The 10,275-nt window shown below is 73.3% G+C and carries 7 protein-coding genes; 5 read left to right on the top strand and 2 right to left on the bottom strand.

Translation table 11 applies throughout. The annotated features are described in order from the left end of the window. Positions 1 to 229 precede the first annotated feature (229 nt). From AB0D44_RS19075 to AB0D44_RS19065, 3 genes are all read left to right on the top strand, one after another. Positions 230 to 2,635: an excinuclease ABC subunit UvrA gene (locus tag AB0D44_RS19075; RefSeq protein WP_362591997.1), complete on the top strand. Its 2,406-nt coding sequence runs from the start codon at positions 230 to 232 to the stop codon at positions 2,633 to 2,635. A 64-nt stretch (positions 2,636 to 2,699) separates the two neighbouring features. Beyond that, positions 2,700 to 3,098 carry a nuclear transport factor 2 family protein gene (locus AB0D44_RS19070; protein ID WP_362591994.1) on the top strand — a complete coding sequence of 133 codons (399 nt, stop codon included), beginning with the start codon at positions 2,700 to 2,702 and terminating at the stop codon, positions 3,096 to 3,098. A gap of 242 nt (positions 3,099 to 3,340) precedes the next feature. After that, the gene (locus tag AB0D44_RS19065) at positions 3,341 to 5,842 is read left to right on the top strand and encodes an MDR family MFS transporter (protein WP_362591991.1); all 2,502 of its coding nucleotides are present in this window, start codon (positions 3,341 to 3,343) and stop codon (positions 5,840 to 5,842) included. Here AB0D44_RS19065 and AB0D44_RS19060 read toward each other — a convergent pair. Both AB0D44_RS19060 and AB0D44_RS19055 read right to left on the bottom strand, forming a co-directional pair. Continuing rightward, positions 5,796 to 7,046: an anhydro-N-acetylmuramic acid kinase gene (locus AB0D44_RS19060; protein WP_362591988.1), complete on the bottom strand. Its 1,251-nt coding sequence runs from the start codon at positions 7,044 to 7,046 to the stop codon at positions 5,796 to 5,798. The genes AB0D44_RS19065 and AB0D44_RS19060 overlap by 47 nt on opposite strands. Then, positions 7,043 to 8,362, bottom strand: a complete 1,320-nt coding sequence (locus AB0D44_RS19055; RefSeq protein ID WP_362591985.1) for an MFS transporter — start codon at positions 8,360 to 8,362, stop codon at positions 7,043 to 7,045. Before AB0D44_RS19055 ends, AB0D44_RS19060 begins: the two co-directional genes overlap by 4 nt. 189 nt (positions 8,363 to 8,551) lie before the next feature. On the opposite strand from AB0D44_RS19055, the gene AB0D44_RS19050 reads away from it, so the two are divergent. Together AB0D44_RS19050 and AB0D44_RS19045 are read left to right on the top strand one after the other, a co-directional pair. Then, entirely contained in the window at positions 8,552 to 8,974 is a 423-nt protein-coding gene (locus AB0D44_RS19050; protein WP_362591982.1) for a YjbQ family protein, read from the top strand. 88 nt (positions 8,975 to 9,062) lie between these two features. Then, positions 9,063 to 10,274 (top strand): Shedu anti-phage system protein SduA domain-containing protein, encoded by a 1,212-nt coding sequence (locus AB0D44_RS19045; RefSeq protein ID WP_362591979.1) that lies wholly within the window; start codon positions 9,063 to 9,065, stop codon positions 10,272 to 10,274. The last annotated feature ends 1 nt before the right edge of the window (position 10,275 follow it).

Raw genomic sequence — 10,275 nt, 5'->3', positions numbered from 1 at the left:
AGTACGTCCAGTACGGGGGCATCCGGCCGGCACGCCGAGAGCACGCACCGGACACCGCTCCTTCACCACGGACCTCCGTCAGACACCCCCTAGCCGCCCACCGCCCCTTCATTGCCATGATCGCGCCGACGAAGTAGAACCGGACGTGCTGCTCGAACCCGGTCGGATCGAGCCAGGCGACACCGACGGGGGCCGCGCGAGCGGCCCCCGCCCGACAGATGGAGACACGATGAGCAAGGTCACGAGGACGGACACGCAGTCGCCTGCGCCGCACGATGCCGACAGCCACGATCTGATCCGCGTGCACGGGGCGCGCGAGAACAACCTCAAGGACGTCAGCATCGAGATCCCCAAGCGCCGGCTGACGGTGTTCACCGGCGTCTCGGGTTCGGGCAAGAGCTCGCTGGTGTTCGACACGATCGCCGCGGAGTCGCAGCGGCTGATCAACGAGACCTACAGCGCCTTCGTGCAGGGCTTCATGCCGACGCTCGCACGGCCCGAGGTCGACGTGCTGGACGGACTGACGACCGTGATCAGCGTCGACCAGCAGCGGATGGGGGCCGACCCCCGTTCCACCGTCGGCACCGCCACCGACGCCAACGCGATGCTGCGCATCCTCTTCAGCCGGCTCGGCACGCCGCACATCGGCCCGCCCAGCGCCTACTCCTTCAACACCGCCTCGGTCCGGGCGAGCGGTGCGATCACCGTGGAGAAGGGGAACAAGAAGGCGGTCCGGGCGACCTACGAACGCACCGGCGGCATGTGCACGCACTGCGAGGGCCGGGGCAAGGTCTCCGACATCGACCTCACCCAGCTCTACGACGACTCCAAGTCCCTCGCCGAAGGCGCGTTCACCATCCCCGGCTGGAAGTCGGACAGCCAGTGGACGGTGGGGCTCTACGCCCAGTCCGGGTTCCTCGACCCGGACAAGCCGATCCGCAGGTTCACCAAGCAGGAAATGCAGGACTTCCTCTACGGCGCGCCGACCAAAGTGAAGGTCAACGGCGTCAACCTCACCTACGAGGGACTGATCCCCAAGATCCAGAAGTCGTTCCTGTCCAAGGACAAGGAGGCGATGCAGCCGCACATCAGGGCCTTCGTGGAGCGGGCCGTCACCTTCACCACCTGCCCCGAGTGCAACGGCACCCGGCTCAGCGAGGGCGCCCGCTCGTCGAAGATCAAGGAGATCAGCATCGCCGACGCCTGCGCGATGGAGATCCGCGACCTCGCCGCATGGGTCCGCCACCTCGACGAGCCGACGGTCGCGCCACTGCTCACCGCGCTGCGGCAGACCCTCGACTCGTTCGTGGAGATCGGCCTCGGCTATCTCTCGCTGGAGCGGCCCGCGGGCACGCTGTCGGGGGGAGAGGCGCAGCGCGTCAAGATGATCCGCCACCTCGGCTCGCCGCTCACCGACATCACCTACGTCTTCGACGAACCCACCATCGGCCTGCACCCCCACGACATCCAGCGGATGAACGACCTGCTGCTGCGGCTGCGGAACAAGGGCAACACGGTGCTGGTCGTGGAGCACAAGCCGGAGACGATCGCGATCGCCGACCACGTCGTCGACCTCGGCCCCGGCGCCGGAACGGCGGGCGGATCCGTCTGCTTCCAGGGCACCGTCGAGGGCCTGCGGGCCAGCGGGACCACCACCGGACGACACTTCGACGACCGGTCCTCCCTCAAGGAAACGGTGCGCAAGCCCAGCGGCGCGCTGGAGATCCGCGGCGCGACGGCGAACAACCTGCGCGACGTGGACGTCGACATCCCCCTCGGGGTGCTGACCGTCATCACCGGGGTCGCGGGCTCCGGCAAGAGCTCGCTCGTGCACGGCTCGCTCCCCCACCGGTCGGGGGCTGCCGGCGAGGGCGTGGTGTCGGTCGACCAGAGCCCGATCCGCGGCTCCCGGCGCAGCAATCCGGCCACCTACACCGGGCTGCTCGACCCGATCCGCAAGGCGTTCGCCAAGGCCAACGGCGTGAAGCCGGCGCTGTTCAGCGCCAACTCCGAGGGGGCCTGCCCGACCTGCAACGGCGCCGGGGTCGTCTACACCGATCTGGCGATCATGCAGAACGTCGCCACCACCTGCGAGGACTGCGAGGGGAAGCGGTTCGACGCCTCGGTGCTGGAGTACCGCCTGGGCGGCCGCGACATCAGCGAGGTGCTGGAGATGTCGGTGACCGAGGCCGAGGAGTTCTTCGGCTCCGGCGCAGCGCACACCCCGGCCGCGCACAAGATCCTCGACCGGCTCGCCGACGTCGGCCTGGGCTACCTCAGCCTCGGCCAGCCGCTGACCACGCTGTCCGGCGGCGAGCGGCAGCGGCTCAAGCTGGCCACCCACATGTCGGAGAAGGGCGGGATCTACGTCCTCGACGAGCCGACCACCGGACTCCACCTCGCCGACGTCGAGCACCTGCTCGGCCTGCTCGACCGGCTCGTCGACTCCGGCAAGTCGGTCATCGTCATCGAGCACCACCAGGCGGTCATGGCGCACGCCGACTGGATCATCGACCTCGGCCCGGGGGCGGGGCACGACGGCGGCCTGGTCGTCTTCGAGGGCACCCCCGCCGACCTCGTCGCCACCCGCCCCACCCTCACCGGCGAGCACCTCGCGGCCTACGTGGGCGCCTGACGACACCCCGCGGACTCCGGCGGCTGACGGACCGCCGGGGTCCGGGCGGGTGCATGATGGCCTCATGAGCGACCGCGACGATTTCCTGACGTGGGTCCGGACCGACCTGTACGAGGCCGAGCTCGCCCTGCACAACGGCGACGCGGCCCCGCGCCGGGCACTGTGGTCACGCAACGAACCCGTGAGCGTCCTCGGCGCGTGGCGCAACGCCCACGGAAGGCGCGAGCTCGACGCACTCTTCACCGCGCTCGGGGAGAGCTTCTCCGACTGCACCTCCTACGCCTTCGAACTGCAGGCGTACGACGTCGTGGGGGACATGGCCTTCACGGCCGGCCTCGAGCACACCTCCGCCTCGGTCGACGGACAGCCGCGCACGTACACGCTGCGGGCCACCCAGGTGTACCGCCGCGAGGACGGCGCATGGCGGGTGGCCCATCGCCACGGCGACACCGTGACCGGGTGACCGGGGCTCCCGTGCGTGAACCCGGGCCGGGGCGTGCACCGGGCCGGGGCGTGCACCGGGCGTCCTCGGCGCCGGGCCCGGGCACCGAGACGCGGGAGTCGCCGAGCCGGGAGCCGCGCGGCGCCGGTTCCCCGGCCGCGCGGAAGGACCGGTAGCCTCGGCCTGGACCGGGTGCACGGTGAGCCGCACCGGCGTCGCCCCGGTCGTTCGCCGGCCGGTCGGCCGTGGACTACCTTGCTCCTGTGGACCAGTTGACCGCATCTGACCCGACCCGCATCGGCCCGTACCGCCTGATCGCCCGGCTGGGCGCGGGCGGGATGGGCCTGGTCTATCTGGGCCGTTCCGAGGGCGGACGCACCGTTGCCGTCAAGGTGGTGCAGGCCGAGCACGCCGGACACCCCGAGTTCCGCAGGCGCTTCGCCCGTGAAGTGGCCGCTGCCCGGCGGGTGGGCGGCAGTTGGACCGCGGCCGTGCTCGACGCCGACCCCGAGGCCGCCGTGCCCTGGGTGGCGACCCAGTACATCCCGGGGCCCGATCTGACCACCGTCGTCGCCCGCGACTTCGGGCCGTTGCCCGAGCACTCGGTGCGCACCCTCGCGAACCGGCTCGCCTTCGCCCTGCAGGCCGTGCACGAGGCGGGCCTGATCCACCGCGACCTGAAGCCGTCCAACGTCCTGGTCACCGTCGACGGCCCGCGCGTCATCGACTTCGGCATCGCCCGGGCGATGGACAGCCTCACCGGGGACAGCCTGCACACCCGCACCGGCATGCTGATCGGCTCCCCCGGCTTCATGTCGCCGGAGCAGGTCCGCGGCCTCGAACTCACCCCGGCCAGCGACGTGTTCTGCCTGGGCGCCGTTCTGGTGTACGCCGCCACCGGACGGCTCCTGTTCGGCGCTGCGGACAGCGGTCTGAACGCCCACCTCTTCCGGGTCGCCGAGGAGGAGCCGGACCTGACGGGTGTACCGCAGACGCTGGTGGACCTCGTACGGGCCTGCCTGGACAAGGACCCGGCCCAGCGGCCCACCCCGCGGCAGGTGGCCGCGCGCACGGCGCAGGACCGGGCCGGCGAGTGGCTGCCCGGTGCCGTACTGGCCCAACTCGGGCGCCGGGCCGCGCATGTGCTCGACTACGCTCCCCCGTCGCCTGCCGACGCCCCCGCCGACGCCCCCGCCGCGCAGCCGGACCCCCGCCTCCCCGCGCCCCGGCCCGTGCCCGTGCCCGTGCCCCCGCCGCCCGCGTACGCACCCGCAGGCCCGGCGCACTTCGGCTCCGCGCCGCAGGGCTTCGGGCCGCCCCCGTCCCCGGCCGCCTTCCCGGACCCCGCCTCCCCGCACCCCGGGCGCTGGTGGGGACTGGCCGTGATCGCCCTGACGCAGTTGCTGGTCCTGCTCGACGCGACCTCCTTCAGCATGGGGATGCCGTCCGTCCAGGCCGATCTCGGCCTCGGCTCCGACGGCCTGAACCCCGCGATCAACGCCTACGTGCTCGCCTTCGGCGGTCTGCTGCTCCTCGGCGGGCACATCGCCGACCTCGCGGGGGCCAAGCGGACCGTGGTCATCGGCCTGGTCGGCTTCGCGGCGGCCTCCGCGTTCGGCGGCTCGGCCGTCGACTCGGGCATGCTCATCGCCGCCCGGGCCCTGCAGGGCGCCTTCGCCGCGCTGCTGACGCCCTCCCTGCTGTCCCTGGTGGCCACCGGCTTCACCGACCGCAGGGAACGGGCCCGGGCCTTCGGCGTCTACGCCGCGATCGCAGCCGGCGGCACGGCGCTCGGGCTGCTCTTCGGCAGCCTCTTCGTCGAAGCGCTGAACTGGCGCCTGTCCCTGTACGCGTGCGTCGCCCTCGCCGTGATCGCGCTGGTCGGAGCCGTCACCCTGCTGTCCGATCGACCGGGCCGCACCGGCGCCCGCTTCGACGGGCTCGGCGTGCTGCTCGGCTGCGCGGGACTCGCCGCCCTCGTCCACGGCCTGAGCACGGCCACACCGAACGGCTGGACGCACCCCCTGACCCTGGCGCTGCTCACGGCGGGCGTCGTCCTGCTCGCGGCATTCCTGTGGTGGCAGACACGGGCGTCCGGCCCGCTGCTCGCGCCGTACGTGCTCGAAGACCGCGAGCGCCTCGGCTCCGTCCTCGTCGTGGTCCTCGCCGGCGTCGGCCTGCTCCCCCTGCTCCCCGCCCTGTCCTTCTCCTTGCAGCACTTCCTCGGCCACTCCCCGCTCATGACCGGCGTGCTGGTCCTGCCCATGGCCGCCGCGGCCGTCATCGGCTCCACCCAGGTGTCCGCGCGCCTGCTGCCCCGCGTCGCGCCCCGCGTGCTGATCGTGTCGGGCCTGGTCATTACGGCGCTCGGGCTGCTGCTCCTCGCCGGCCTCGAGTCCGGGGGCCCGTACGTGAGCCACGTGCTGCCCGGTCTGCTCCTCGCCGGGCTCGGCACCGGCCTGGCCTTCACGCCGGTCTTCGCCACCGCGACCGCCGGCATCCCCGCACAGCACTCCGGCGCGGCATCGGCCGCCGTCCTGACGGCCCAGCAGGTGGGCGAGGCGATCGGCGCGGCGCTGCTCACCGGCATCATCACCGCCCGCCTGTCCCGTGCCGCGCAGGACGACCAGACCGAGGAGCTGCTGCGGGGCTACGCCGACACCCTCTGGTGGGCGGTCGGCGGCATGCTGCTGGCGGCGCTGATCGCCGGCCTGACGGTCACGTCCAGGGCCCCGCTGGCGGAGAGCCGGCCGGTGGCGGGGTGACCGTCAGGATGCGGGGAGCCTGCGCGAGGGGCGTGGGCAGCCGGAGCGGCACACGGCCCGGGGTGAGGCTGCCGAGGACCCGGGGGCCGGCCGCTCCCGTGCACTGCGGCAGCGTGCCCGGCAGGCCGTGCAGGGTGAGGTAGCCCAGCACGGCGAAGGCGTACGCCTCCTTGGCGGCGCTGGGCAGTCCCAGCGCGTCGGAGGTGCGCAGCCGTACCGCGGCACCGAGTTCCCGCCGCAGTTCCGCCATGAGGACGGGGTTGCGGGTGCCGCCGCCGGAGGCCAGCACCTCCGTGACCCCGAACGGGCGGAGCGCGTCGGCGACGGTGCGGGCGGTGAGCCGGGTGAGGGTGGCCAGGACGTCGGGGGCGCGGAGCGGGCCGACCGCGTCCAGGGCCGTGCGCAGGTAACCGGAGTGGAACAGCTCGCGGCCGGTGGTCTTGGGCGCGGGCAGCGCGTAGTACGGCTCGGCGAGGAGCCGGTCCAGCAGCGGCCCGTGGACGGTACCGCGGGCGGCCAGGAGGCCGTCGGTGTCGCGGTCCAGCCGCCCGGCGGTGAAGTGGCGGGCGGCGGCGTCGAGAAGGGCGTTGCCGGGGCCCGAGTCGAAGGCCGCCGGGGTGCCGTCGGCGGTGAGAACGGTGGCGTTGGCGATGCCGCCGACGTTCAGCGCGGCCGGTACGCCGGGGTGTCCGCGCAGCAGCATCAGGTCGACCAGACCGACCAGGGGTGCGCCCTGCCCGCCCGCGGCGACGTCCCGGGTCCGGAAGCCGGAGACGACCGGGAGTCCGGTGGCCTCGGCGATCCAGGCGGGTTCGCCGAGTTGCAGGGTGCCGTGCACGCGGCCGCCGTCGGACCAGTGGAAGACGGTCTGGCCGTGGGAGGCGATCAGTTGGGCCCCGCCCGCGCAGAGTTCGCGGTCCGCCCGGACGGCGAGACGGGCGAAGGACTGCCCGATGCGGGTGTCGAGTCGGCACACGTCGGCGAGGTCGGTGGGGCCGGGCGGGAGCGCCGCGGCGAGCGCGTGGCGCAGCTGGTCGTCGTACGGCTCGCTGACCATGCCGAGCGGGGTGAGGTACAGGTCGGGGCCGCTGCGCGTGATGCGGGCGGCCGCGGCGTCGACGGCGTCGCAGGAGGTGCCGGACATCAGGCCGATGACGGTGGTCTGCGCCGACTCCGGTACGGGCGGTGGGGCGTGCCGGGTCATCGCAGGGGCCTCAGGTGGTCGTCGGGGCGCAGGGTGAGCAGGGCGGGTACGGCCAGCGCGCAGGCCGCCGACGCGTAGAGGGCCGGGATGTCCGGGTTGCCGGTGTGTCGTACGAGTGCGGTGATGGTCAGGCCCGCGCATCCGGAGAAGACGGCGTTGGAGAGCGCGTAGGCCAGGCCCAGGCCGGTGCTGCGCACGCGGGTCGGGAACATCTCCGCGAGCAGGGCGGGGCCCGGGCCGGCCAGCAGGCCGATCATCGCCCCGGCCGCCGCCAGCAGTGCCGCCTTCGCGGTGACGGAGGTACCGGGGTCGCGCAGGAGGTGCAGGAGCGGTACGGCGGTCAGGACGACGAGGATGCTGCCGGCGAGCATGACGGCGCGCCGGCCCATCCGGTCGCTGAGCGCCCCGGCCGGCAGGATCGCGGCGGCGAATCCGAGGTTGGCGACGAAGCCGGCGGCCAGGGCCTGTTGGAAGCTGCTGCCGAGGGTGGCCTGGAGGTAGGAGGGCAGGACGACGAGGAAGCTGTAGCCGGCCGCGGACCACCCCATGATCCGGCCGACGCCGAGCACGACGGCCCGCGCCGTGCCGGACGGCCGGCCGGGGGTGTCGGGGGCCTCGGCCCGGGCCTCGGCTCCCGCGGTTTCCGGAGCGACGGCGGCGGCAGCACCGGTGCCGGGCGGCGCGCTCTCGGGCAGCCGCAACCGCAGCCACAGCGCCACGGCGCCGAGCGGCAGGGCGAGCAGGAAGGGGAGGCGCCAGCCCCACGCGTACAGGGCGTTCTCGGAGAGCAGGGTCGCCAGTCCGGCGGCGACGCCCGCGCCCGCGAGGAGCCCGAGGGCGACGGTGAACGACTGCCAGGCGCCGTGGAGGCCCCGTCGGCCGGGCGGTGCGGTCTCGGTCAGCAGGCTTACGGCGCCGCCGAACTCGCCCCCGGCGGACAGTCCTTGGACGCAGCGCAACAGGGTCAGCAGCCAGGGTGCGAGGGCGCCGGCGGTGGAGGAGGCGGGCAGGACGCCGATCAGCGCGGTGGCGCCGGTCATCAGGGAGACGGCGAGGACGAGCGCGGGCCGGCGGCCCGCCCGGTCCGCGAGCCTCCCGAAGACGAGGGCGCCGAGCGGGCGGAAGAAGAAGGCGAGGGCGAAGGCGGCGTAGGCCGCGATGAGCGCCTCGGCCCGGTCCGCGCCCTCGGGGGTGAAGAAGCGGGCGGCGATGACGGTGGCGAGGGATCCGTAGACCCCGAACTCGTACCACTCCACGAAGTTGCCGACGGACCCGGCGACGAGCGCGTGCCGGGCGGACGGCGGGCGGAGGGGCACGGGTGCCACGGCGGGCGCCGGGCGTCGGCTGCGCGGACGGGGGGCGGGACGGGCCACGGTGGCTGGCTGCCCGGGCGGGCGCCGGAGGATGCGTGCCGCGGCCTGTTTTCAGCGGATCGGCCGCACGCCGGTCGGCGCGCCCCCGGCGCGCCTCGCGGGCCGGCGCGGGCCGCCGCGGACGATGGACGCATGGCAGAGACCTTCACCAGCCGGACCATCGACGTCGTCACCGGTGCGTCGGAGACCGTCCACGACCTGACCGCCGCGTGTGCCGAGTTCCTGCGGACGGCCGCCCGCGGCCGGGACGGGCTGCTCAACGTGTTCACCCCGCACGCCACGGCGGGCCTGGCCGTCATCGAGACGGGCGCGGGCAGCGACGAGGACCTGCTGGAGGCCCTGCGCACGCTGCTGCCCGCGGACGACCGCTGGCGGCACCGCCACGGCTCGCCCGGGCACGGCCGCGACCACGTACTGCCCGCGTTCGTGCCCCCGCACCTGACGCTCCCGGTGCTCGGCGGCGCACTGGCCCTGGGCACCTGGCAGTCGGTGGTCCTGGTCGACACCAACCGGGACAACCCCCAGCGCCAGGTCCGGCTGTCGTTCCTCGGGTGAGCGCCGCGGCCCCTCGACCGGCCCCGGATGCCGTGGGAGGACCTGCGCGGCGGATGCCCTGTCAGACCCATGGGCCAGACTTCCGCTCATGTCCCCACGATCCGACATGGCTCTCGAACTCCACCTCGGCCAGATCCTCTCCGCCGCGACGGCGCAGACCGTGAAGAGTGCCGTCGCGGCCGCCCTGGGTCACGTACGGTCCGGCACCGACGGAAAGCGCAAGGGAGGAAAGCGGCTGACGGAACTCCTGGCCCGGGCGCGGGACGCGGCGGCGAAAGCCGACGAATGGGAGGCCGTGAGGTCCCTGCAAGACGCCCTCTACTACACGCAAGGGCGGCTCCTCAGGCCCGATTACGAGGAGAAGTACCGGCTGCACCACCCGCAGCAGGGTCCGCGCGACCCGTCGGGGCTGGGTTCCATCGCGCGGACCGTGGTCAGGACCAACGAGTTTTGGTGCACGGAAGCCGAGAAGTATCTGGCCGGCCACCCGCAAGCCGACGCTGCAGAGGTGGTGGAGCACGTGCGCACGCTGGGCCGGGACGCCGGGTACATGCAGGCCCCCGCGGAGGATCCGGCGCGCTACCACATCCCCCGCGGGATCGCCGAGCGTGCGCTGTGGACGGAGCGCGTCCTGAGGAACCGGGTCGAGGTGACGGATCCGGCGGCGGCCGCCCACCGCATCATGTCGTCTCCCGAGGCCCTCTCCGTCCTCGCGGCGGACGAAGACGGACGGACGGTGCTGCGGGCGGCAGAACTCCAGCGCCGAGCCGACCGTCTGCGCGAGCTGCGCAGGGTGGCCGAGGACACGACTGCTTCCGAACACGCCTTGCAGCGCGCGCTGAAGGGGATGTACTGGGTGTTCGGCGGACGCTTCATCGGTGAGGCACAGCAGCGAAGGCTGGTACCGGGGGACGAGGTCGACATCCCGCTGATCCGCGGCGACGGCTCGCTGCGGATAGTCGAGCTGAAGCAATCCGCGGCGGTGAAGCTCGTCAAGGAGCACCGGGGCTCCTGGGTGCCCATGAGGGCGGTGAACGACGCGGTGGGTCAAGCCATCAACTACCTCGTCGGCTTGGATGAGCATCGCGAGCGCATATCCAGGGAGTTCGGCATCGACACCCGTCGCGCGAGCGCGATCGTCCTCATCGGGCATCCCCTGGGTCAGCCGGAAGTCGCCGAGAAGGACATCAATGAGGCCCTGCGCGTTCACACGTCACACCTGAACCGGGTCGAGGTCCTCACCTACAAGGAGCTCATCGACAGCGCGGAAAGGGCCCTCGCGGCGGGCGACGTGATGTAGG

The organism is Streptomyces sp. NPDC048349 (assembly GCF_040651925.1).
In the GTDB taxonomy this organism is placed as follows: Bacteria; Actinomycetota; Actinomycetes; order Streptomycetales; family Streptomycetaceae; genus Streptomyces.
Note: the sequence above shows the minus strand (reverse complement) of the source record. Positions and strands in the feature narration are given on the sequence as shown.

What these genes read in the sequence shown, in the direction of transcription:
- AB0D44_RS19075 (WP_362591997.1), top strand. Translation starts at nt 230, where the DNA reads ATGAGCAAGGTCACGAGGACGGACACGCAGTCGCCTGCGCCGCACGAT.
- AB0D44_RS19070 (WP_362591994.1), top strand. Translation starts at nt 2,700, where the DNA reads ATGAGCGACCGCGACGATTTCCTGACGTGGGTCCGGACCGACCTGTAC.
- AB0D44_RS19060 (WP_362591988.1), bottom strand. Translation starts at nt 7,046, where the DNA reads ATGACCCGGCACGCCCCACCGCCCGTACCGGAGTCGGCGCAGACCACC.
- AB0D44_RS19050 (WP_362591982.1), top strand. Translation starts at nt 8,552, where the DNA reads ATGGCAGAGACCTTCACCAGCCGGACCATCGACGTCGTCACCGGTGCG.
- AB0D44_RS19045 (WP_362591979.1), top strand. Translation starts at nt 9,063, where the DNA reads ATGTCCCCACGATCCGACATGGCTCTCGAACTCCACCTCGGCCAGATC.